The organism is Pseudomonas sp. GM24, from assembly GCF_000282235.1.
GTDB lineage: Bacteria > Pseudomonadota > Gammaproteobacteria > Pseudomonadales > Pseudomonadaceae > Aquipseudomonas.
Map to the genome: position 1 here is coordinate 1 of NZ_AKJR01000168.1, position 24,036 is coordinate 24,036.

18 protein-coding genes and 2 pseudogenes are annotated in these 24,036 nt (G+C 59.7%); 18 read left to right on the forward strand and 2 right to left on the reverse strand.

The genetic code is table 11. The features are described from left to right. Window positions 1–235 precede the first annotated feature (235 nt). On the forward strand, window positions 236–613 hold the full coding sequence (locus tag PMI23_RS18780; protein WP_007918105.1) for a hypothetical protein: 378 nt from the start codon (window positions 236–238) through the stop codon (window positions 611–613). Between the two features lie 18 nt (window positions 614–631). Here PMI23_RS18780 and PMI23_RS18785 read toward each other — a convergent pair whose 3' ends face one another. Further along, window positions 632–820, reverse strand: coding sequence for a hypothetical protein (locus tag PMI23_RS18785; protein WP_007918108.1), 189 nt, complete (start codon window positions 818–820; stop codon window positions 632–634). 158 nt (window positions 821–978) lie between these two features. On the opposite strand from PMI23_RS18785, the gene PMI23_RS29890 reads away from it, so the two are divergent. The 6 genes from PMI23_RS29890 (at window position 979) to PMI23_RS18810 (ending at window position 8,429) form a co-directional block, all read left to right on the forward strand. Then, window positions 979–1,119, forward strand: a complete 141-nt coding sequence (locus PMI23_RS29890) for a hypothetical protein (RefSeq protein WP_007918111.1) — start codon at window positions 979–981, stop codon at window positions 1,117–1,119. Between the two features lie 275 nt (window positions 1,120–1,394). Next, window positions 1,395–2,642, forward strand: coding sequence for an MdfA family multidrug efflux MFS transporter (locus PMI23_RS18790; protein WP_007918113.1), 1,248 nt, complete (start codon window positions 1,395–1,397; stop codon window positions 2,640–2,642). An 11-nt stretch (window positions 2,643–2,653) separates the two neighbouring features. After that, window positions 2,654–3,784 (forward strand): LuxE/PaaK family acyltransferase, encoded by a 1,131-nt coding sequence (locus PMI23_RS18795; protein WP_007918115.1) that lies wholly within the window; start codon window positions 2,654–2,656, stop codon window positions 3,782–3,784. 1 nt (window position 3,785) lies between these two features. Then, on the forward strand, window positions 3,786–6,182 hold the full coding sequence (locus tag PMI23_RS18800) for an acyl-CoA reductase (protein WP_007918117.1): 2,397 nt from the start codon (window positions 3,786–3,788) through the stop codon (window positions 6,180–6,182). A gap of 43 nt (window positions 6,183–6,225) precedes the next feature. Then, the gene (locus tag PMI23_RS18805) at window positions 6,226–7,527 is read left to right on the forward strand and encodes a phenylacetate--CoA ligase family protein (protein ID WP_007918118.1); all 1,302 of its coding nucleotides are present in this window, start codon (window positions 6,226–6,228) and stop codon (window positions 7,525–7,527) included. After that, the gene (locus PMI23_RS18810; RefSeq protein WP_007918120.1) at window positions 7,515–8,429 is read left to right on the forward strand and encodes a GNAT family N-acetyltransferase; all 915 of its coding nucleotides are present in this window, start codon (window positions 7,515–7,517) and stop codon (window positions 8,427–8,429) included. Before PMI23_RS18805 ends, PMI23_RS18810 begins: the two co-directional genes overlap by 13 nt. Before the next feature lie 70 nt (window positions 8,430–8,499). Here PMI23_RS18810 and PMI23_RS18815 read toward each other — a convergent pair whose 3' ends face one another. Beyond that, a complete protein-coding gene (locus tag PMI23_RS18815; protein WP_007918129.1) occupies window positions 8,500–9,027 on the reverse strand; it encodes a hypothetical protein in 528 nt (175 codons plus the stop codon). A 382-nt stretch (window positions 9,028–9,409) separates the two neighbouring features. Here PMI23_RS18815 and PMI23_RS30330 point away from each other — a divergent pair. The 11 genes and pseudogenes from PMI23_RS30330 to PMI23_RS18865 form a co-directional block, all read left to right on the forward strand. Continuing rightward, a pseudogene (locus PMI23_RS30330) lies at window positions 9,410–10,540 on the forward strand (HAMP domain-containing protein); the annotation flags it as partial. A 333-nt stretch (window positions 10,541–10,873) separates the two neighbouring features. Continuing rightward, a pseudogene (locus tag PMI23_RS30335) lies at window positions 10,874–11,401 on the forward strand (methyl-accepting chemotaxis protein); the annotation flags it as partial. Window positions 11,402–11,715: 314 nt separating this feature from the next. After that, complete coding sequence (locus PMI23_RS18825; RefSeq protein WP_007918132.1) at window positions 11,716–12,162, forward strand: DUF411 domain-containing protein; 447 nt, start codon at window positions 11,716–11,718, stop codon at window positions 12,160–12,162. Continuing rightward, window positions 12,162–12,596 (forward strand): YqaA family protein, encoded by a 435-nt coding sequence (locus PMI23_RS18830; RefSeq protein WP_042704985.1) that lies wholly within the window; start codon window positions 12,162–12,164, stop codon window positions 12,594–12,596. The genes PMI23_RS18825 and PMI23_RS18830 overlap by 1 nt, the downstream gene beginning before the upstream one ends. 87 nt (window positions 12,597–12,683) lie before the next feature. Next, window positions 12,684–13,733 carry an alpha/beta fold hydrolase gene (locus PMI23_RS18835; RefSeq protein WP_007918137.1) on the forward strand — a complete coding sequence of 350 codons (1,050 nt, stop codon included), beginning with the start codon at window positions 12,684–12,686 and terminating at the stop codon, window positions 13,731–13,733. 13 nt (window positions 13,734–13,746) lie between these two features. Next, entirely contained in the window at window positions 13,747–14,700 is a 954-nt protein-coding gene (locus PMI23_RS18840; RefSeq protein WP_007918139.1) for a D-2-hydroxyacid dehydrogenase family protein, read from the forward strand. A gap of 582 nt (window positions 14,701–15,282) precedes the next feature. Further along, the gene (gene glgA / locus PMI23_RS18845; RefSeq protein WP_007918141.1) at window positions 15,283–16,869 is read left to right on the forward strand and encodes a glycogen synthase GlgA; all 1,587 of its coding nucleotides are present in this window, start codon (window positions 15,283–15,285) and stop codon (window positions 16,867–16,869) included. A gap of 18 nt (window positions 16,870–16,887) precedes the next feature. Further along, window positions 16,888–18,690, forward strand: coding sequence for a malto-oligosyltrehalose trehalohydrolase (treZ, locus tag PMI23_RS18850; RefSeq protein WP_007918143.1), 1,803 nt, complete (start codon window positions 16,888–16,890; stop codon window positions 18,688–18,690). Beyond that, window positions 18,687–20,765, forward strand: coding sequence for a 4-alpha-glucanotransferase (malQ, locus tag PMI23_RS18855; protein WP_007918145.1), 2,079 nt, complete (start codon window positions 18,687–18,689; stop codon window positions 20,763–20,765). Before treZ ends, malQ begins: the two co-directional genes overlap by 4 nt. Further along, window positions 20,762–23,536 carry a malto-oligosyltrehalose synthase gene (locus PMI23_RS18860; protein ID WP_007950071.1) on the forward strand — a complete coding sequence of 925 codons (2,775 nt, stop codon included), beginning with the start codon at window positions 20,762–20,764 and terminating at the stop codon, window positions 23,534–23,536. The genes malQ and PMI23_RS18860 overlap by 4 nt, the downstream gene beginning before the upstream one ends. A 21-nt stretch (window positions 23,537–23,557) precedes the next feature. Further along, on the forward strand, window positions 23,558–23,872 hold the full coding sequence (locus PMI23_RS18865; protein WP_007918150.1) for a DUF2934 domain-containing protein: 315 nt from the start codon (window positions 23,558–23,560) through the stop codon (window positions 23,870–23,872). Window positions 23,873–24,036: the final 164 nt, after the last annotated feature.

Here is a 24,036-nt window from a genome sequence, read left to right on the forward strand (position 1 = left end):
AGCGAAACCGCCAGCCGCAACACCCAAAACAACGGATATTCACCCAAAACCCCAAGAGCATGGTCGGCCCAAAGGCCGCCAAGCCCAAAGCGATCTCAAGCCAGAATCACAAGAAAAAGACAAACCCCCGACAAATTTTCTACATCTTTTCTTTCATGATTTGTCGTGCTGATACGTCTTGTTTAAAGAGCGCAAAAAAACCTTTCCCGATCAGGCTCTGAAAAGGAGTAATCGCATGTACAACTCGCAACTACCAACGGACGGTAGCCAGGCCCCCAAAGGAGCTTCCATGAGCCCACACGCGAGCGATTTCGGGCAACGCGTCGAGCGTCACGGCAACGAACGCATCCGTTTGCTGCTGAAAAGTTTCGGGCTGCGCACCAGCCTGATTCGTCTGAAAGTCATTGATGCCCTGCTGGTCGCCGCACAAAGCGAGCGGCGTCTGGGTGTGCGCGGCGTCCACAGCCAATTGCTGGATCTGGATATCCCGCTGTCCTTTCTCAGTGTGCGCGAAGTGCTCAAGCGTCTATGCGCCGAAGGGGTGATCACCTTCAATGAAGACAAGAGCTACAGCCTGCATCCACAGGCTGCGGCAGTCCTCAACAACGATTGATGCGTGCGGCAAACGCCGTCAAGGCTTGACCTTGCGGCGCATGACGCCGTTGATCACCACCACGATCACTGCCACACCGATGGCGACGAACTGGAACGTCTTTTCCGAAATCATTCCTTGGTTTTGCAGCCAGGACAGGCCGAGCATGATCGCCAGGACCGACACGGCGATCAGAATCGAATAAATCAAGCGTTGCTTGTGGGTCATTGCGGCTTCCTGAAACGGTGAAATGTATCCGGTTTGTATCCGCTTGCATGCCATGCACATACCGTTCTACGGGGATGCGCCGCTGCAATCGGGGTCTCATGTTACAGCCGATGAAGAGTTTTGGCTTCATGACGGCGTAACCATGAGGAATTTTCAAAATGCTGCGTCGAATCACCTGGCTGATTCCCGTTCTTGCCCTGCTGACCCTGAGTGGCTGCATCATCTTCCCCCACGGCGGCTGGCATGACGATCACCACCGTTATTACCAGGGTGGCCCTGGTTATTACCAACATCGCTAGAACAGGATTGTTCGCCCTGCCCGCTTGCCCATGAACAGATTGAGGCAGGAACTCAACAAGCCCGATCAACTTAAAACAAAGCCCGCCCTGTTGCGGGCTTTTCTGCTTTTGCCAACGGCGGCTGCCGCGCAGTTGAAACTCACCTGATACGCAAAGCGGACTGGCTAAACAAGTTGCAAGCATTTGAAATCTAATGTCGCAGCAAAAGAATAGGTCACACCCGCCTCTGCAACTAGTCTCTGGCAACTTTCTTCTACTCTCTAACAGGGACGTTTATGCAGAGAACACTTATAAGAATCGGGCCGCGACAAGTACTAGGGTTTTGTTTGGCGCTGAGCGCTTTTGAACTTCTGACGTATATGGCAAGTGACTTGATCATGCCAGCCATGTTGGCCGTGACAACAGAACTTCAGGCCGACGTCAGACATGTTCCCCATGCGTTCAATCTGTATCTGATTGGCGGAGTCTGCCTGCAATGGCTGATTGGGCCGCTGTCCGATCAATGGGGCCGGCGGCGAGTACTGTTGATCGGCTGCGCATTGTTTGCAATCGCCTGCGCAAGTGCATTTGCCACCCAGCGCATTGAAACCTTCAATCTGCTGCGACTGTTGCAAGGCATGGGACTGGGTTTCGTGGTCGCGGTCAGTTATCCCGCTCTTCAGGAAGTATTCTGCGAGGCCGATGCGGTGCGTTTGATGGCGCTGCTCGGCAATATCGCCCTGCTTTCACCGCTGCTGGGGCCGCTACTGGGTATTGTCTTGCTGCAATGGCTGTCCTGGCGCGAGCTGTTTCTGGGCCTGGGTTTTGCCGCATCAATGGTCTGGCTGGGGCTTTTCGTCTGCATGCCGGAAACGGTCGGGGTCACTCGCCGCGATGGGCAAGTACAAGCCGCCGTGCCTTTTTCCTGGCGCCAGACCGGTCAACGCTACCGAGCTCTCTTGAGTAATCGTCGCTTCCTCGCTGCCAGTCTCGCACTGGGCCTCATGAGCCTGCCGCTGATCGCCTGGATCGGCCTGGCACCGTTGCTGCTGATGCAGCTGCTCGAGCTGATGCCGCTGGAATATGCCTTGTGGCAGATTCCGGTTTTTTCCGCCGTCATCACTGGCAATCTGATCCTCGACCGCTTGCTGGTTACGCATTCTTTATCCCGGTTGATCCGGTTGGCGCTTTGGCCTTTTTGTCTGGGCCTTGTGGCGTTGATTGCCTGCGCGCTGTCAGGTGCCGGACTGGGCGCAGTGGTTGCCAGTCTGGCGCTGTACGCGGTCGGGCTGGGAATGAGCAACGCTGCGCTGTATCGGCTGGCGCTGTTTGCCAGCGACGACAGCAAGGGGTTGGTTTCGGCGCTGGCAGGCATGATTTCGATTGCTGTGATGGGGCTCGGCGGCTCACTGATTGCCGGCATCGGCGGTGGCGCCCGCCTCGACCTCTTCGCACTCTGCGCCGCCCTCAGCGGCCTGATGTGCCTGCCCCTGTTGCACGGTTTGTTGCAACGCACACCTCCCGACTCCTCCACTGCTCAATAACGGACTATTGAATGAATCACTTCCCCGCCAGCGATGCGCTTTGCGCATTGCCACACCCCTATTGCCCGGATTCCGTGCCAGCAGGCCTGTTTGATCGGGCCATGACCGAGATCAGTCGTTTTCATTGCCAGCACACACCCGGCTACGAACATTGGCTGAGCGCCAACGGCCTCGATGTGAAGGATCTGGACAGCCTCGATGACTGGTCCCGGCTACCGCCGATTCTGGCCAATTTTTTCAAGCAGCAACTGTTACTCAGCCCCACCGGGGAGGATGCCCTGGAACTGACATCGTCCGGCACCAGCGGCCAAAAAAGCCGCATGCGCTATGACCCGCGCAGTCTGTCGGCCGCGCAGTTCATGGTTGAACGAATCTTTAGTCATTACGGTTGGCATTCAGCGGATACGCCGTGCAATTACCTGCTGCTGAGCTACGAACCGCGGGGCGCGATCACCCTGGGGACGTCCTACACCGACCAATTCCTCTGCCGCTTTGCGCCCGTCAACCGCGTTGTCTACGCCTTGCGCTGCAACGGCGATGGCCACCAGTTCGATGTGTTCGGGGTCATCGCGGCCCTGCAAGCGTTCGCCGAAGAAGGCCTGCCCGTGCGCATTTTCGGCTTCCCGGCGTTTCTTTGGCAGACCTTGCAGCAGATGCAGGCCACCGGCGTGCCTGCGCTGAAACTGCCGAGTGCTTCACTGGTGTTTTTCGGCGGGGGCTGGAAAACCCGATCCAGCGAGGAAGTTCCAAAACAACAACTGTATGGGCGCATCGCCCGGCAACTGGGCATCGAAGTGTCGCGGTGCCGCGACGGTTACGGCGCGGTCGAACATGCGGTGCCGTATATCGAATGTGCCCGGCATCATTTTCATGTCCCCGTTTACGCCAAGGCTTACGTGCGCAATCCGCAGGACTTTTCCATCCAGCCTTACGGTCAGCAGGGCTTGCTGGGATTCGTCTCGCCCTACATCTCGTCCAGCCCGGCGCACGCGGTGGTGATGAGCGATCTGGCGACGCTGCATCCCGGGTCGAGTTGTGATTGCGGCCTCGCCAGTGACTGGTTCGAACTGCAGGGTCGCGCAGGCACCACGGCCGGTAGAAGCTGTGCGATGGCCGCGTCCGAATTGCTGGGGGGACACTGACATGTACCTGATCAACGGAGAACTGCACGCAGATGTCGACCTCGATAACGCACTGGCGCTGTTGCAGCAGACATTGCCGCAACGACTGAGTACACCGCTGGACAGCGCCACCGTACTGACTGCCGCCGCACATTTTGCAGGGCAATTGCACAACGCCGAGCTGCCGCTGGACGATGAACAACGCCAGGTGCTGATCGACTTCTGTCAGCCGCACGCCCTGCAACACAAGCTTGAACGTGAACTGGGCGATCAGGCTGAATCGCTGCGACGTGTCGATTATCAGCATTCGCGCTTTGAGCGCTGGAGTCCGCTGGGACTGGTGGTCCACGTCACGCCAGCCAACGCGCCGCTGCTGGCGTGCTGCGCGCTGATTGAAAGTCTCTTGGCCGGCAACATCAACTGGCTACGGCCCAGCAGCAGTGACCAAGGCCTGACGGCGCGCCTGTTGCACACGCTGGTGCAATGCGACCCCAGCGGTGAGTTGCGCCATTACGTCGCGGTGTTACCGGTGGCGACCGCGCAGATCGGCCGTTTGTGCAAAATGGCCAACGGCGTTTCGGCGTGGGGTGGCGAAGCGGCGCTGCAGGCGATCCGCCAACAGTTGCCGCCCGGATGTCGCTGGATCGACTGGGGGCACCGCATCAGTTTTGCCTACCTGACGCCGCAAGCGGCCTCGCCACAGGCACTGGACGCGCTGGTCGATGAGGTCTGCCGACTGGATCAGCAAGCCTGCTCCAGCCCGCAATGGTTGTTGGTCGATAGCGACGACCCCGCTGTTCTACAAGCAATCGGCAACGAATTGGCCAAGGCGTTCGAGCGCCGCGCCGGACAATGGCCGGCACTGATCCCGACGGTTCAAGAAGCCAGCGAAATCACCACCCGCACCCTGATGACACGTCTGAGCCAGAGTTTTTCCGCAGTGACGGCGCAGGTCTGGAGCGCACCGGGATGGCGAGTGATCTGGAGCCATGATCAGTTGCTTGCGCCCTCGCCGCTGTTTCGCACGGTGCTGCTCAAACCCCTGCCGCGTGCGCGACTGACGCAAAACCTGCTGCCTTGGCGCAACGTTTTACAGAGCTGCGCACTGATGTGCGACGAAGCGCAGATCGGTGCATTGTCGCGAACATTGATTGCCGCCGGCGTCAGCCGAATTGCGCCCATTGATGCAATCCATGATGGCTACGATGGCGAACCCCACGACGGCGTCTATGCACTGCAACGTCTGAGCCGGCGGGTGTCGGTCAGCGTCGCACCGACGCAGTTGCCCACCCACATGACCCTCGACCGTCCAGCTTGCAAGCCGACGCTGGCGGGCCTGGCGATCACCGACAAAGCAGCGTTTATCGCGCGGCCGACGACAGCAGCGGCGCAACTGTTTTTCCGCTCTGGCGGCAGCAGCGGCACACCGGCGCTGGCGGGATATAGCTACCGCGATTTTCAACGGCAAATACGCGCAACGGCCGACGGGTTGTTTGCGGCGGGTCTCGATCCGAGCCGCGACAAGGTGATGAACCTGTTCTTCAGTGGCGGTTTGTACGGCGGCTTCTTCAGCTTTGCCAAAGTGCTGGAAACATTGGGGGCCAGCCACCTGCCAATGGGTGCTCCCGCCGACGATGACTACGGCGATATTGCACAAGTCATCATCGAACAACAGGTCACCGTACTGATCGGCATGCCCAGCTCCCTGCATCGCTTGTTCCTCAACGAACAGCAGCGTCTGAGCCGTTATGGCGCCATCGAAAAAGTCTTTCTCGGCGGTGAACACATCAGTGAGCAGTGCCGCGAACTGTTGCAGCGCTGTGGCGTTGCCAGCATCCGCTCGGCGGTGTACGGCAGTGTCGATGCCGGCCCCTGCGGACATGCCTGCGCCGCGACCGGTGATGGCGTGTTTCATCTGATGGACGCGATCCAGCATCTGGAAATCGTCGCGCTGGAGGAGGACGTGCCTGTCGTTGGCAATGAAATCGGCCGTTTACTGTTCACTTCCAAAGCCCGCGAAGGTCAGCAGGTACAGCGTTATGAGGTCGGCGACACAGGGCGCTGGTTGCCCGGCGATTGCGCGTGCGGGCTGAGTTCCCCGCGGTTCGAGCTGCTGCAACGGCACGGCAGGCTGCTGCGTATCGGTAGCGATTTCATCTGCCTGAACGAACTCGGCAGACACCTGCAAGCACCGTTTCAGTTGCACCTCGATCACGCCCCTGACGGCCTCGAACGCCTGCTGGTTCGCAGCCCCGCTGCCCCCGCCGACCTCCTCCTCCGACTGGAAGGCTACGCGACGCTGACGAGCCTTGTGCGAGCCGGGCTGCTCACGGTGCAAACGCAAACCTGCGAGACGCAACAGTTCGACAGAAACAGGCATAGCGGAAAGATACCGGCAGTGGTCGACGCTCGCCGCTGAAAGTCCAACTTCGTCCATGACCAGAACAATTAAAGAGCCCCCCATGAACACAACACTTGAACTGAGCAAGTTGCTCGCCTTCGCCCGCGAACACTCAACGTATTACGCCAGACATTGGCAAGACCTTGCGCCGCAGATCAGCACACTGGATCAACTTCCGCCGATTGATCCGCAACAATACTGGGCCAGCAGCAATAACCTCGATCAATGGCCAGTACTGACTTCAGCGGTTGAACGCGCACTCGTGTTCAAGACCGGTGGAACCACCAGCGCGGGTAAACTTTCGGTATTCACCCGTGAGGAGTGGCAGACACTTGTGCGCGACTTCGGTCGCCATCTCGCGAGCCAACTCAATCCGGGAGACCGGGTTGCAAATCTGTTTTTTGTCGGCGATCTGTATGCCAGTTTCATCTTTATCCACGACGCGTTGGCACACGAAACGTCGGGTATTACCGAATACCCCTTCACCGGCGACGTCGACTTTACACTGCTGACTGACTCTATCCGCCAGCACCGAATCAATGTGCTGGCCGGCGTGCCTGCGCAATTGCTGACGTTCGCCAGCGTGCTGGAGCGCCAGGGGCAAACCTTGGCCGAGGTCGAAAGCGTGCTTTACGGCGGCGAGAGCCTGTTCGCCGGGCAATTGCAGATGTTGCACAGAGTGTTCCCCAACGCATGGATCGCCTCCATCGGCTACGCCAGTGTCGACGCGGGGTTCATCGGCGCCACAAGCCGCGATTGTGCCTTGGGCGAACACCGCATGCTCGCCAGCCACAGCGTGCTGGAAATTATCGATGAACACACCGGTGAAGTGATTGAAGAATGCGATCGCACCGGACGCCTGCTGATCACCAACCTCACCCGCCGGCTTATGCCATTGATCCGCTATCCCGTGGGTGATCTCGCCTGCTGGCGAGAGCCGGCCACGGCGAGCATGCGCAAGTTTGCCTTGATGGGTCGCAGCATGAGCAGTCAGCGCGTACGGGTCAGCAGCCTGACCCTGCTGATCGACGACATCGACACAATCATTCAGCGCAACACGGTCAGCGACGACTGGCAACTGGTGATCAGCCAATCGGCAAACGTCGATATCGTGTGTCTGAAATGGGTGCCCGAGGTGTTGAAACCCGAAACGACTCAGGCCAGCACAGCCTTGCACAACGCCTTGATCGAGCGTTATCCGCTGATCGCACAACTCTGCGCTGATGGCCAGCTTGAGCTGCAGGTCGCCTATTGCACAGCCGATGAGCTCGCTCGTCATCCGCGCTCCGGCAAACGCCAACGCGTCGTCGACCTTCGCGACTACGCCGCCCCACGTCCGGAGCAACGCCCATGGACAACGTGACGCTGCGCAGCTATCGCCGCTCCGATGCCGGAGCCGTCAGCCGTTTGTTCCGGGAAATCTATGGCGACCATTACGTACAGCCACACGTGTATTTGCCGTTGATGATCAACCAGAACCATGGCGATGGGAGATGGCATTCACTGGTGGCGGAATCCGGAAAAAAAATCCTCGGCCACGCCACGTTGTGCAGAAACGCGGGATCGCATACGGCAGAACTGGCGTTGAGCGTGGTCCATCCGTCGACCCGCGGGCAGAACATCGCCACCCAGTTGGGCATTCGATTGTTGATCCATGCGCAGGCGCTGGGTTGCCATGGTGTAACCATCAAACAGGTGACGCAGCACGCCTATACCCAACGCATGGCTGACCGGCTCGGCTTTTGCAGCAGTGGGTTATTGCTCGACTATGTGCCCTCGCCGTTTGGCGAAGCACTGCCGGAGTCGATTGTCATCGGCTACACCCCTATCGATGGCTACCGCCGCCCGCTCCCGGCATTGCCGTGGCCACAAAGCTGTCGCGAATTCATGGAGCATTTGTGCGAGGTACACGGGGTGCAGGAAAAAGAAGCACCTTGGGTGGGGCCGCCGATGCAGATCGAACACGCTTTCGGGCGTTATGACGTGGTGCTGAAGAAACTCGACGCCGGCTTGCTTCAACAGCTACGACGACTGCCTGAACACTGGATGGTCTCGATCAGACTCAGGCTGGCAACCGGTTTCGCCAGCGCCGTGGACAGCCTCTCGGCAATGGGCTTCGTCTTCACCGGGATTGCCCCGAATGAACGGGGCGCTGGATGGTTGGCGTTGTTTCATCGGGGCTATTGCGCCCGATCGCTGGAGCTGCGCTGCCCACACCTGCAACGACTGCATAATCAGGCTCAACAACACGTCGCAGCACGCTGAAGCGAGGCGTTGCCGGGTTCTTGCACATCAACCAGCCCGTTCAAGCGCTGAGCGGGCTAAACGGTCAGCCTCAAGCTTTGGCTTTGACACCTTCATCGACCGGTTTCGCGGCGTTGCCTTCACCGTAGGTCTTGAGGTTCTGCAGAACATAGATCGCTTTCTTGAACTCTGGAATCAGACTCTGGCCGTAAGCGTTGCCATTGAGGCCATTGTTCTGAATGGCGTCGAGCTGGGTCGCGAAATACTCCAGGGCGTTGAATTTGGCATCGATATCTTTGGTCACGCCAAAACGGTCGAACTTGTCACCGGCGTTCTTCAAGGTAAACGAAGTGATCTCTGAGATCAGCCCGCGGCTGCGCAGCATCTCGCTCAGATTTCCCAATTGTTTTACCGAAACATTCGCAGGATCAAAGCCCTTGATGGCCTTGCGCATGCCCTGCTTGTCCATTTCAGCGGTATTCAGCGCGGTGGGATTGGTGCCGACCTTGGTCAGCATCTGCTGCACTTTGATGCTCTGGGCCACTTGTTTTTTCGCGCCGGTGTTACGAACCATAACGCCTGCTTTGCTCTCCCAGCCGCCGACAATACCGATCGTCATGAGAAGACTCCCTGTGAAATGAACATAAAAAATATCCGTGTTGAACGGCATTAATGGGCGCGAGTATCGGCGGGCGAACTGATGGCACCAACCTCTTTCTGCACTTTTTTACAATTCTCGTACATTCTCGATACAAAAGCGCAACGCCCCGCAAAACCTGACCCAGAGCTGTCATCACAATGAAATGAAAATGGCTTTTTCAACCAGTCGCAGGCGATGACCAGCGCTTGTGTATCGAACCCGATACCGACCAGTCATCGGCGCCCAGGTTTTTTAGGACGCAAGTACCTAAAGCTTCCCGTCGCAACGACGATACGCTGTGAATACCCGCACTGTTTTATCCCTGCCCCTAATAAGAAACGCTGCTCAAGGACCGGTCTCCATGCCCGCATTCCGCACTATTCAGGCTCGCTACACGCTGTTTCTGGTTCTGTTCATCCTGCTGTTGTCGGTGTTGACCGTGGTCGGCATCAGCCAACTCGTCGCCCCCAAGCTGCGTCATACAGAAGAACAAGTCGTCCTCAACCGCATTGCCGAAGTCGCCGAGCAGATTCAGGGCGAGTTGAACAAAGTGCAGGCGCAACAGCGCAGCATCACCCAGACCATCCCGCTGCTCGACAGCGCCGCCATCGACACAGTGCTGCCAGGTCTGGTCGATCAGTACGCAGAGCTGAAAGTATTCGGCGGCGGGATCTGGCCTTTGCCGGGGCAACGTGAAGCCGGGCGCAACAAATTCAGCACGTTCTGGCACCGCGATGCCTCGGGCAAACTGGCGGTGAATACATTCTGGAACAGTGACGCAGCCCCCAACTATTACGACCAGAGCTGGTACAAGGGCGGCATGGCCACACCGCGTGGCCAATGCGCCTGGGCGGCGGCTTACAAGGATGACGCCAGCGCCGAGCCGCGCACCAACTGCGCCATGGCCATCCAGAAAAACGGTAGCGCGTGGGGCGTGTCGACCATTGACGTCACCCTCGGCTTCTTCAACGATCTAGTGGCGCGCAAGGAAAAAGACCTCAACGCCGAAATGCTGATCATTGAAGCCGACGGCAAGATCATCAGTAACAGCTCGCGCATCAGTGGCCAGATCGTGCTGAAGAACATCAGCGAACTGGCCGGCACGTCGACCTTCGCCAGCCAGGTCAAAGCCGCGTTGCAGAACCGCGATCAGGCGCAGCGCATCGAGTTCGATAACAACGGCGAAGCCAGCACCTTCTTCATGCGCCCGATTGAAGGCACGCCGTGGTTCCTCGCCAGCGCCCTGCCAACGAAAATGCTCACGGCCCAGCGTGATGACGTCCTCAGCACCCTGAGCCTGTTGCAGATTCCGCTGGTGATTCTGCTGGTGCTGCTGCAGGTCTACGCGATTCGCCAATTGGTGCAGCGCATGAAAGCGTTGAAAGCCAACATCGATTTGCTCTCCAGCGGCGATGCCGACCTGACCCGGCGCATTACCATTCGCGCTGAAGATGAACTCGGCGCCATCGGTCACTCGGTCAACACCTTTATTGCCTACCTGCAAAACATGATCGGCGAAGTTACCCAAGCCACCGGCGCCATGGCATCGAGCCTCGACAACCTGCAACGCACCTCGGCGCACACCAGCCAGATCCTGCTGCGTCACGCCTCGGAAACCGATCAGACCGTTACCGCTATCACCGAGATGAGTTCGACAGCAGAAAGCGTTGCGCAGAATGCCGCCGAAACCGCCGCATTCACCCAGCGCGCCAATGAAAACGCCGACCGTTCCCGCGTGGTCGTGGGCGAAGCGACCAACAGCGTGGTGGCGCTGATCGATGAAGTGGCCAGCGCTACGCACAAAGTTGAAAACATGCAGCAGGACGCTCAGCGCATCACTGAAATCCTCGGGGTGATCGGTGCAATTGCCGGGCAGACCAACCTGTTGGCGCTCAACGCCGCAATCGAAGCAGCTCGCGCCGGTGAACAGGGCCGCGGGTTTGCCGTGGTTGCCGATGAAGTCCGCGCCCTCGCCGCACGCACGCAGGCGAGCACCTCGGAAATCAACGAGATGTTGACGCGTCTGACGCAAGGCGTGAGCTCGTCGGTCAGCGCCATGGAAAACACCCAGGCCAGTTGCCAGTCGGCTGCCGACGCCACTGCAAGGGTCAATTCCGGTCTGGATGAAATGGCCGGTTCGGTCAGCCACATCAACAGCCTCAGCACGCAGATCGCCACTGCCGCCGAGCAGCAAAGCGCCGTGACCGAAGAGATCAACCGCAGCATGGTGCAGATCCGTCACATGGTCGATGAGCTGGTGCAGAGCGGCAAAGCCAGCGAACTGAATACCCATCAGTTACTCGAAGCCAACAGCCGGGTGAGCGCGATCATGGGGCGCTTCAAAGTCCGCTGATTCATGCAGGAATTTCTGCAAACCAGATAACCCCTGTGGGAGCGAGCCTGCTCGCGAAAGCGTCCTTTCAGTCACTGCATCCAGTGCCTGACACACTGCCTTCGTGAGCAGGCTCGCTCCCACAAGGTTCGACGGTGTTCACACAATTGCCACCTGACAACTTTGTCATCTCGCGCTCAGCAACCTGTCAGCCTTGATCTACGATCATCCTGCCAGCCCGTCTCGCAACAACTGGAAACATTGCGTTGATGCCAGGCGGCAAAAACCGGTCAAAATGCGTTCTTTTTGATCGTCACCCGAGCCGAGAATCCGCTATGCGTACCCACCTGCGTCTGGTCGCCCTGAGCGCCCTGTTCATTTCCTCCCTGGCGCAAGCCGCCGATCTGATCCCCATCGAAGTCCATCGTGACGCCAATTGCGGCTGCTGCAAAAAATGGATCAGCCACCTCGAAGCCAACGGTTTCAAGGTCGAAGACCACGTCGAAAGCGACATGAGCAGCTTCAAGCAACAACATGGCGTACCGCCGCGCCTGGCGTCGTGCCACACCGCAATCATCAACGGCAAATTCGTCGAGGGTCATGTGCCGGCAGAACAAGTGCTGGCCCTGAGCAAGCGTGACGACCTGCTCGGCGTCGCCGCACCGGGTATGCCGATGGGTTCGCCGGGCATGGAAATGGACGGCATGAGCGATGCTTATCAGGTTATCGGCCTGAAGAAGAATGGCGCTGACGTCGTCGTGGCGGACTACCCGGCCCATTGATCGGCGCCGCCTACTTCGGGCTGTTCTTTGCCGCGTTCGGTGCAGCGACCCTGTTGCCGCTGCAGTCCGAGGCATTGCTGGTCGGTTTGATCGTCAGCGAACGCTACTGGCTGTGGGGTCTGCTCGCCGTGGCGACGCTGGGCAACGTACTCGGTTCGCTGGTCAACTGGTGGCTGGGCCGTGGCATCGAGCGCTTTCAGGATCGGCGCTGGTTTCCGGTCAGCCCCGCGCACATGGCCCGGGCGCGCAAACACTATGAGCGTTACGGCCACTGGTCGTTGCTGCTGAGCTGGTTGCCGATCGTTGGCGATCCGCTGACACTGATTGCCGGCGTCATGCGTGAACCGCTCGGGCGGTTTTTATTGATCGTTACCCTGGCCAAAGCTGCACGCTATGGTGTGCTGGCCTTGCTGACGCTGGGCTGGCTGGGTTGAACGATCAGGCGCGGTGATTGCCTGTGTTTAACGTCGACATAATCCAGTCATTCCAGCATCGGCCGATTTCAAACGGAGTTTGACCTTATGTCTGTCATGTTTTCCCGTTGGCTACCCGGCCTGTTTCTTTGCGCCGCCCTGCCCCTGTCGGCACAGGCCGCAACGCCAAGCGAAGCCGCGCCGGAGGGCCCGGCCTATGGCCCGGAGCTGCAAGGCTTCGAATACCCTTACACGCTTAAACACTTTGCCTTTCAGTCCCAGGGTAAATCCCTGCAGATGGGTTACATGGACGTCGCCGCTCACGGCAAGGCCAATGGCCGCACCGTGGTGCTGATGCATGGCAAGAATTTTTGCGCAGCCACCTGGGACAGTTCGATCAAGGCCTTGAGCGAGTCCGGTTACCGGGTGATCGCGCCGGATCAGATCGGCTTCTGCACCTCGAGCAAACCCGACAATTATCAGTACAGCTTCCAGCAACTGGCGACCAACACTCAGCAGTTGCTCAAAGCGCTGGGCATTCAAAAAGCCACCCTGCTCGGCCACTCCACCGGCGGCATGCTCGCCACCCGTTACGCCTTGCTGTTTCCCGAGCAGGTCGAGCAACTGGCACTGGTCAACCCGATCGGTCTGGAAGACTGGAAGGCCCTCGGCGTGCCCTATCGCACCGTGGATCAGTGGTATCAGCGCGAGCTGAAAGTCAGCGCCCAGGGCATTCGCGACTATGAGCGCACCACCTATTACGACGGCCGCTGGAAACCGGAATTCGACCGTTGGGTAGACATGCTCGCCGGCCTGAGCAAAGGCCCGGGCAAGACGCAAGTGGCGTGGAACTCGGCGCTGATTTACGACATGATTTTCACCCAGCCGGTGTACTACGAGTTCAAGGACTTGAAGATGCCGACCCTGCTGCTGATCGGCACCTCAGACACCACAGCCATCGGCAAGGACCTCGCACCGCCTGAGGTGAAGGCGAAAATCGGCCACTATGAGGTGCTTGGCAAACAGGTTGCCAAGCTGATCCCGCAGTCGACGCTGGTGGAGTTTCCCGGCATGGGCCACGCGCCACAAATGGAAGAACCGGCGCAGTTCCACAAGGCCCTGCTCGACTGGCTGAATACATCCAATCCCGTGCGTTGATGAGGTAAGGCTGATGGCGGTGCAGATTGCAGTGATCGATGACTGGCAGGACGTGGCCCGCGACGTGGTCGACTGGTCAGTGCTCGATAGCCTCGGTGAAGTGACCTTTGAACACGATTACCCGGCCGACAACGCCACACTGGCCGAACGGCTGGGCCGCTACCAGGTAATTTGCGTGATGCGCGAGCGCACGCGGTTCGACGAAGACTTGCTCAAGCGTTTGCCCAATCTCAAGTTGCTGGTCACCGGCGGCATGCGCAACGCAGCGCTGGATATGCAAGCGGCCGCCAGGCTGGGGATCAAGGTCTGCGGCACCGACAGTTACAAGCACGCCGCCCCGGAGTTGACCTGGGCGCTGATCATGGCGGCCACGCGCAATCTGGTGAATGAGGCGAATGCCCTGCGCGCCGGTCATTGGCAGCAAGGACTGGGCGGCGATCTGCATGGCAAGACCCTCGGCATTCTCGGTCTCGGCAGTATTGGCCAGCGCGTTGCGCAGTTCGGTCAGGTGTTCGGCATGCGGGTCATCGCCTGGAGCGAAAACCTCACAGCCGAACGGGCGCAGCAGGTTGGCGTGACCTACGTGAACAAGCAGGAACTGTTCGAGCAGGCCGATGTGTTGTCGGTGCATCTGGTGCTCAGCGAGCGCAGTCGCGGGCTGGTCGATGCGCAGGCGCTGGGCTGGATGAAGCCGACGGCGCTGCTGGTCAACACCGCGCGCGGGCCGATTGTCGATGAAGCGGCGCTGATCAAGGCCTTGCAGAAACAGCACATCGCCGGGGCAGCGCTGGATGTGTTCGAACACGAGCCGTTGCCGGACATGCACCCGTTTCGCACACTCGACAATGTCTTGGCGACTCCGCATGTGGGGTATGTCAGTCGGCAGAACTATGAACAGTTCTTTTCGCAGATGATCGAGGATATTCAGGGATGGGCGGCTGGTAATCCAATTCGTGCGTTAAATTAACCCCCACTGTAGGAGCTGCCGCAGGCTGCGATCTTTTGATCTTCGCTTTTAAACGCAAAATCAAAAGATCGCAGCCTTCGGCAGCTCCTACAGGTGTTGTCTGTGTCAGCCGATCAACAAACTGCCCGCACCACAACAGTGCAACCGCCCTTCCCGCTAGCACAAAATCGTGACCGTCCAGTCACCGTTTTGGCCCTCCCTCGCAGAAAAACCTGCACTTCGTCGGTGCGTTTGCTCCTCAAAAGCAAGGTTGGTGCTGACAGCCAACCGATTGTCGAACAATTTACCCATTTGCTCTGGCCCGCTCTAGGATCTGGCCTAGACTGACTTTCGCGGGGTAAAACCGACCAGTCACATTGCCGAAAAAAAGTCGAAACTTTTGCGCGCGGCGACAGGTCATCAGAAAGACAGGGCCAAAGCGACTGGTGCAATCCTTGCAACGGCCCAATCACCCATTCTGCTTGCGCGTGTTGGGTAGCGTTTGCTCACCGATGCGTGGCGCGTTTGCGCCCGGCCACAGGACTTGGCCATGGACATCGCTTGTTCAAGACAAGAATCAGATCAACGAGACGGGAGATTCATATGATCAGTGCGGCATTGGATATTCAGGGAGAGCGTGCTCAGCAGGCGGTTGGTGAATCGAGCACCGTCAGTGTTCCCGGCAGCCGACAGATCAACGTCCCCGGCACCAAAACGCTGACTCCAGTAGCGAGCCAGAACCCCAACAAGAAAAAAGTGTTGTTTGTTACCTCGGAAATTGCCGATCTGGTCAAGACCGGCGGCCTGGGTGACGTGTCTGCCGCCCTGCCCCGCGCCATGGCTCATCTGCACGATGTGCGGGTGTTGATCCCCGGCTACCCGCAAGTGATGCACAGCGAGAACCCGATCCACATCATCGGCGAACTTGGCGGCCATGCCGCGCTACCACCGTGCAAGATCGGCCGCATGGACATGCCGGACGGTCTGGTGATCTACGTGTTGATCTGCCCCGAATTGTACGAGCGCGAAGGCTCGCCCTACGGCGCCAACAACGGCCGCGACTGGCCAGACAACCACATTCGTTTCGCCCGTTTGGGTCTGGCTGCTGCCGACATCGCCGCCAACCTTGCACAAATTCACTGGTGCCCGGATCTGGTGCATGCCCATGACTGGCCGGCCGGTCTCGCCCCGGCCTATATGCACTGGCGCGGGCAGCGCACGCCGACCCTGTTCACCATTCACAACCTCGCCTATCAAGGCGTGACCAGCCTCGGCTCCTGCCCCGAGTTGGGTATTCCCACCCATGCCCTGCAACAGGAAGGCATGGAATTCTACGGCAAGATGTCATTCCTCAAGGCCGGCATGGCGTATTCGAGCCATATCACCACGGTCAGCGCCACTTACGCGCAGGAAATCACCACCCCGGATTTCGGCTGCGGCCTCGACGGCTTTCTCGCCGCCAAGACCCAGCAAGGTTTACTTAGCGGCATCCCCAACGGCATCGACGAGAGCTGGGACGCCGCCACCGATCCGCACCTGTTCGCGCCGTTTGCCATTGGTGACTGGGAAGGTAAAGCGGTCAACGCTGCGCATGTGCGTGAATTATTTGAATTGAATGACTCAGAAGGCCCGCTGTTCGCCGTGGTGTCGCGACTGGTCTATCAAAAAGGTCTGGACCTGACGATCGCGGTATCCGAGTACATCGTAAAAAACGGTGGCCAGATCGCCATCATCGGTCGTGGCGAACCGGAAGAAGAACAAGCCATGCGCGAACTGGCCCTGCGCTTCCCAGGCCAGATTGGTGTGCGCATCGGCTTCAACGAAACCGACGCCCGACGCATGTTTGCCGGCAGCGATTTCCTGCTGATGCCTTCGCGTTACGAGCCTTGCGGCTTGAGCCAGATGTACGCCCAGCGTTTCGGCTCGCTGCCGGTCGCACGCAATACCGGCGGGTTGGCCGACACCATTGAAAACGGCGTCACCGGTTTTCTCTTCGACGAATCCACCGCTGAAAGCTATCAGGAAGCCCTGAGCCGCGCGTTCAAGGTGTTCGCCTTCCCCGAACTGCTCAATGCCATGCGTTGCCGGGCGATGGCTGCGCCGTTCAACTGGTGCAAAGCGGTCGAACCGTACGCCGAACTCTACGAACAACTGGTCGCCAAGGCGCTGGGTAAAGCTCACCATAAATAACCAGGGAGGTTCACCACGATGCCGTTACGGTCTACTGAAACCTGGCCCCACGGCGCGATCATGCTGGACGCCGAACACACGCAATTTGCGCTATGGGCGCCGGATGCGTTTTACGTGAGTGTCGAACTTGAAAGCGGCCAGTCGCTGCCGATGCTGCCTCAGGTAGACGGCTGGTTTGTGATCAAGGCCCGCTGTCCGGCGGGCACGCGTTACCGCTATAACATCGACGGCGAACTGGAGGTGCCCGACCCGGCCTCCAGGGCGCAGGATGGCGACCTTGACCGCCACAGTGTGGTGGTCGATCCGCTGGCCTATCAATGGCGACACACGGCCTGGCACGGTCGGCCATGGAGCGAAGCGGTGATCTACGAGTTGCACGTCGGTGCGCTCGGGGGTTTCGCTGAAGTCGAACAACATCTGGCGCGGCTTGCAGGCTTGGGCATCACCGCCATCGAACTGATGCCGCTGGCGCAATTCCCCGGCGAACGCAATTGGGGCTACGACGGTGTTTTGCCCTACGCCCCGCAAGCCTCCTACGGCACGCCGGAACAACTCAAACACCTGATCGACAGCGCCCACGGTCATGGTCTGGCGGTGATTCTCGACGTGGTTTACAACCACTTCGGCCCCGACGGCAATTACCTGCATCGTTACGCCAAAGGCTTTTTCCGCGAAGACAAACACACGCCATGGGGTGCAGCGATCGATTTTCGCCGCGACGAAGTGCGCGAGTTTTTCATCGAAAACGCCTTGATGTGGTTGCTCGAATACCGCTTCGACGGTCTGCGCCTGGACGCGGTGCATGCCATCGAAGACCCGGATTTCCTCACGGACATGGCCCAGCGTATCCGCGCGCAGATCGACCCGAGCCGGCATGTCTGGCTGACCGTGGAAAACGAACTCAACCAGTCGAGCCTGCTCGAATACGACTACGACGCGCAGTGGAATGACGACGGTCACAACGCCTTGCACGTCCTGCTCACCGGCGAAACCGACGCCTATTACGCCGACTACGCCGCGCAACCCACCGAACAATTGGTGCGCTGCCTGAGTCAGGGGTTTGTCTTCCAGGGACACATCACCCGCCATGGCGAACCGCGTGGCGAGCCCAGCGAACACCTGCCGTCCACGGCGTTTGTGCTGTTCCTGCAAAACCACGACCAGATCGGCAACCGCGCGTTCGGCGAACGCCTGCATCATCTGGCCGATCCGCGCGCCGTACAGGCAGCGACCGTGTTGTTGCTGCTGTCGCCGATGATTCCGCTGATGTTCATGGGCGATGAGTTTGCCGCCGAGCAGCCATTCCTGTTTTTCACCAGTCACCACGGCGAACTGGCCGAGTTGGTGCGTGAGGGCAGGCGCAATGAATTTGCCGCATTCAGTGCCTTCACCGATCCGCACAAGCGCGAGCAGATTCCCGATCCGAATGGCGAAAAAACTTTCCACGCCTCACAGCCAAGGTTGATCGGCAACGGCAGCGCAAAACAGCAGGAAACCCTCGCGCTGTACCAAAAGCTCCTGCAATTTCGCCATCAATACATCATTCCCCATCTGTCCGGCACTCAGGCTCTCGGCGCCCATATGCTCGGTTACGGCGCGGTCAGCGCACGCTGGCGGCTGGGCAATGGCAGCGAGCTGCGAATTGACCTGAACCTCAGCGACACGCCAGTGGTCAACCCTCCACAGACCGAGGCCGTGTGGTTGTTTCAGCAGCCATCCACCGCCGATCTGTCGGAATCGGGCGAACTGCCCGCGTATTGCGCGCTTGTCAGCCTCACGGCCGCAACCCCTTTGCAACCTCTGGATGGAGAGCGCCTATGAGCGATGCGCAACTGGAAATTCTTGCCAGCCGAGCCGGCCTTGCCGTCGACTGGATCGACGCCAACGGTCGCCCGCAAAAAGTCGCCCCGGCGGTGCTGCGCAATGTCCTGATCGGCCTCGGCCACCCGGCCAGCACGGCGCAGGAAATCGACGCCAGCCTGTTGGAACTGCAAGCCGTTCAACAAGACCGCCACCTGCCGCCGCTGTTGACCGCCGATGTCGGGGTCGGCGTGGATCTGGCGCGGTACTTCGCGCCGGATACGCCGTGTGAAATCCACCTTGAAGACGGCTCGCGGCTGAACCTGAAACTCGACTCTGAAGCGATACTGCCGGGACTGATCCCGGTCGGCTATCAACAGGTGCACATCAGCGATCAGTATTTCACCCTGGCCGTGGCCCCGGAGCGCTGCTTCAGCGTCGGCGATGCGGTGGATAATCCGATTCCCCGCGTCTGGGGCCTGAGTGCGCAGTTGTATGCCTTGCGCCGCGCCGGCGACGGCGGTTTCGGCGATACCCAAGCACTGGAAGATCTGGTCCGCGTGGCCGGTGAGCGCGGCGCCGATGCCCTGGCGATCAGCCCGCTGCACGCGATGTTCAGCGCCGATACCGGGCGCTACAGCCCTTATTCGCCATCCAGTCGGTTGTTCCTCAATTCTCTATATGCAGCACCCGGGGCCATTCTTGGTGAGCGTGCCTTGCGTGATGCGATCGACGCGGCCGGCCTGGCTGAGCAGTTCGCGCAACTGGAAGACCTGACGCTGATCGACTGGCCGAGCGCTGCCGACGCCAAGCAGAAACTCCTGCAAGCGTTGTATGAAGGTTTTATCGCCGGTGACCATCCGTTGCACCCGGACTTCGCCAGTTTCCGCCACGCCGGTGGCGAAGCGCTGGAAAACCACTGCCGTTTCGAAGCGATTCAGGAAATGCGCGCCGCCCGTGGCGAAAACCTCGACTGGCGGCAATGGCCGGAACACTGGCACGACCCGCGCGGCGCAGCGCTGGAAGCGTTTGCCGAGGAATATGCCGAACGCATCGGCTATTTCGCTTTTTGCCAGTGGCTGATTCACCGTTGCCTGGAACGTGCGCAAACCGCCGCCCGCAGCGCCGGTATGGGCATTGGCCTGATCGCCGATCTGGCGGTGGGTGCCGATGGCGCCGGCAGTCAGGCCTGGAGTTTTCAGGATGAGCTGCTCGCCTCGCTGACCGTGGGCGCGCCGCCGGACATTCTCAATCGTTCCGGCCAGGGATGGGGTATTTCCGCGTTTTCCCCCGAAGGCCTGATCCGCAACGGCTTCCGTGCCTTCATCGACATGCTGCGCGCCAACTTCGCCCACGCCGGCGGCTTGCGCATCGATCATGTGATGGGCCTGCAACGTTTGTGGGTGATCCCCAATGGCGCCGCGCCGGCCGATGGCGCGTACCTGTATTACCCGGTCGATGACTTGCTGCGCTTGCTGACCCTTGAATCCCATCGCCACCAAGCGATCGTCCTCGGCGAAGACCTTGGCACGGTGCCCGATGGCTTGCGTGAAAAGCTTATCGCCCGCTCGATGCTCGGCATGCGCGTGCTGCTGTTCGAGCAGGACAACACTTATTTCAAGCCGATTCTCGACTGGCCGGACAACGCACTGGCGACCACCAGCACCCACGACCTGCCGACGCTCAACGGCTGGTGGCATGGCCGCGATATCGACTGGAATGCGCGCTTGGGGTTTGTCGATGCCAACGGTGAAATCGAATGGCGCCATCACCGCCAGCGTGAGCGTGAAGGCCTGCGCAGCGCACTGAGCCAGGACCCGCAGAATTTTCGCGAAGAATCACACGAGGCCGATCAAGTGGTCGATGCCGCTGTGCGTTTCCTTGGCCACACCCGCGCGCCGTTGGTGCTGTTGCCGTTGGAAGATGCGCTGGGCATCAACGAACAAGCGAACCTGCCGGGGACCATCGACACCCATCCAAACTGGTCACGGCGCTTGCCCGGCACCAGTGAGGCGCTGCTCGATGGCGCGGATGCGGCGCGACGTCTGGAACTACTCGCGTGCGCGCGTCTTCAGGCTGCCGAGCGTGACCAATGAATCAAGCGCTTATCCAGCCCCTGCGCGCAACACTGCGCCTGCAATTTCATAAGGGTTTTACCCTTGAACAAGCCGTGCCACTGGTGCCGTACTTCGCCCGGCTCGGCATCAGCCATATTTACGCCTCACCGTTGCTCGCGGCGCGGGCCGGTTCCATGCACGGCTACGATGTCGTCGACCCGACCCAGGTCAACCCGGAACTCGGTGGCGAAGCGGCGTTACGGCGCTTGGTCAGCGCCCTGCGTGAACACAACATGGGCCTGATCCTCGACATCGTCTCCAATCACATGGCGGTCGGTGGCAGCGACAATCCGTGGTGGCTCGACCTGCTGGAATGGGGGCGACTGAGCCCTTACGGCGAATTCTTCGACATTCAATGGCACTCGCCGGACCCGTTGATGGAAGGCCAATTGCTGCTGCCGTTTCTTGGCAGCGATTACGGTGTGGCCTTGCAGGAAGGCACGCTGAAACTGCAGTTCAATGCGCAGACAGGCAGTTTCCATGTCGAGCATTACGACCATCACTTCCCGATCTGCCCGAACGATTACGGTGAATTGCTCAGGTCCGAGGAAACGTTGAAGGCGCTGGCCGATCGCTTCAGTTCCCTCAGCTATCAGACCGATGCCCATTCGCTGGCGATTCCGCTGAAAGAAGAATTGCGCCAGTTGGCGATTGATCCGCAGATCCTCGAAGCGATCCAGAACAACCTGAAGCATTACGATTCGAGCAGCGAAGAAGGCTTCGACAAACTGCATCAGTTGCTGGAACGCCAAAGCTATCGCCTGGCGAGCTGGCGCACGGCGGCGGATGACATCAACTGGCGGCGCTTTTTCGATATCAACGAACTCGGCGGTTTGCGCGTCGAACGTCCGGCGGTATTCGAAGCCACCCACGGTAAAATCTTTCAGTTGATCGCCGAAGGCTTGGTCGACGGTTTGCGCATCGACCACATCGACGGCCTCGCCGATCCGCGTGGTTACTGTCGCAAACTGCGCCGCCGGGTTGATCTGCTGGCACCGGGCAGGCATTTGCCGATCTACGTCGAGAAGATCCTTGGCGCCGGCGAAACCCTGCACCGCGACTGGGCGGTGGACGGCACCACCGGTTATGAATTCATGAATCAGCTGTCATTGCTGCAACATGACCCGGACGGCGAACACGTGCTCGGTGATCTCTGGCAACGGCGCACCGAACGCCCGGCCGCATTCATCGAAGAAGCGCAACTGGCGCGTCAGCAGATCCTCAACGGCTCGCTGGCCAGTGATTGCGAAAGCGTCGCCCAGGCCCTGCTGCAAGTCGCCCGCGATGACCTGATGACTCGCGACTTGACCCTCGGTGCGATCCGCCGGGTGTTGCAAGCGCTGATCGTGCACTTCCCGGTCTATCGCACTTACATCAGTGCGATGGGTCGCTCCGAGCAGGACGAGGTGTTTTTCCAGCAGGCCATGGACGGGGCCCGGCAAACGCTGAGCGAAGCCGATTGGCCGGTGCTCGACTGCGTTGCCGCTTGGCTAGGTGGCACGCCATGGCGGCGCAAACCGCGCGGGCGTTCACGCAAGATCCTCAAACATGCCTGTGTGCGTTTTCAGCAACTGACCTCACCGGCGGCGGCCAAAGCCGTTGAGGACACCGCGCTGTATCGCTCGGCGGTGCTGCTGTCACGCAATGACGTCGGCTACAACACCGAGCAGTTCAGCGCCCCGCTCAGCGACTTTCATGCGGTCAATCAGCAACGGCTGGACGAGTTCCCCGACAACTTGCTGGCCACCGCGACCCACGATCACAAACGCGGCGAAGACACCCGCGCGCGTCTGGCCGTGCTCAGTGAGCGCAGCCACTGGTACGCCGAGCAGATCGAACTGTGGCGCGCCCTCGCCCGCCCGGTGCGCGTTGACGATCAGATGCCGTCGAGCGGCGATGAGCTGATCCTCTATCAAGCGTTACTGGGCAGTTGGCCGCTGCAACTGCGCGATGACGATCAGGCCGGGTTCGCCGATTACGCCAAACGTATCTGGCAATGGCAGCAGAAAGCCCTGCGTGAAGCCAAGTTGCAAAGCAGTTGGAGTGCGCCTAACGAAGCCTATGAAAACGCCGCGCAGGCATTCACCGAAAAACTCCTCACCGGTGAAGAAGGCGAGCTGCTGCGCGCCGCACTAAGCAAGACCGTCAACAGCATCGCCGCTGCCGGCGCCCTCAATGGCTTGGCGCAAACCTTGCTGCGCATGACCGTGCCGGGGGTGCCGGATTTGTATCAAGGTAATGAGTTCTGGGACTTCAGCCTGGTCGATCCGGACAATCGCCGGCCGGTGGATTATGCCGCTCGTGAACACGCCTTGCAGGAGCCATTGCCACCTGTGGAGTTGTTGGCGAACTGGCGTGACGGGCGCATCAAGCAAGCCTTGATCGCCCAGGTGTTGAACCTGCGTGCCGAGCATGCCGAGCTGTTCCGCCGTGGCAACTACCAGGCCCTGGAAGTGCTCGGCAGTCAGGCACACAACGTGCTCGCGTTTGCCCGTGAGTACGAGGGCCAGCAGGCCATCGTGATCGTGCCGATCCGTTGCGCAAAGCTGCTGGAAAACGGTGCTGTACCTCAAGTCGATGCGCTGCGCTGGGGCGACACGCGGGTGGTTCTACCGTTCGCCGCCTCTGAAACAAACCTGAAGGGACTTTTTTCAAGCAGCGCAGTCACAAAAAACAGGGAGCTGAATATCAGCGACGCGCTGGGGGATGTCCCGGTCAATCTCTTTATCCAACACTTAACACAAGCATGAGTTCAGTTCAGGAGCATTGCGATGAGTACCGACGATAAACGCATTCGCGAATTCGCCTATCAAATCTGGGAATCGGAAGGCAAGCCTGAAGGGCACGAGGAGCGCCATTGGGAAATGGCGCGCAAGCTCGCTGAAGCCGAAGCGCTGGCGCCGAAGAAACCGCCAAAAGCCGCTGGCAGCAAAGCCGCGGGCAAGACTAGTGAGACCAAGGCCCCAGCCGCCGAGCCAAAACCTGCGGCCAAAGCCAAACCGGCCAGCGCTGCAAAAGTGATTCCCCCGGGTGAAAAGCCCGCTGAGAAAAAGCCTCGGGCGCCGAAGAAGCCTTCGGCGATCTGACGCTTTAACGACGATTGAACTGAATGACCGTGTGGCGGGTTCGCTCGCCACCGAGGACGCGCTCGTCCTCAAGAAACCCACCAATCCCCTGTAGGAGTGAGCCTGCTCGCGATAGCGATCTGACATTCAACATAGATGTCGCCTGATAGACCGCTATCGCGAGC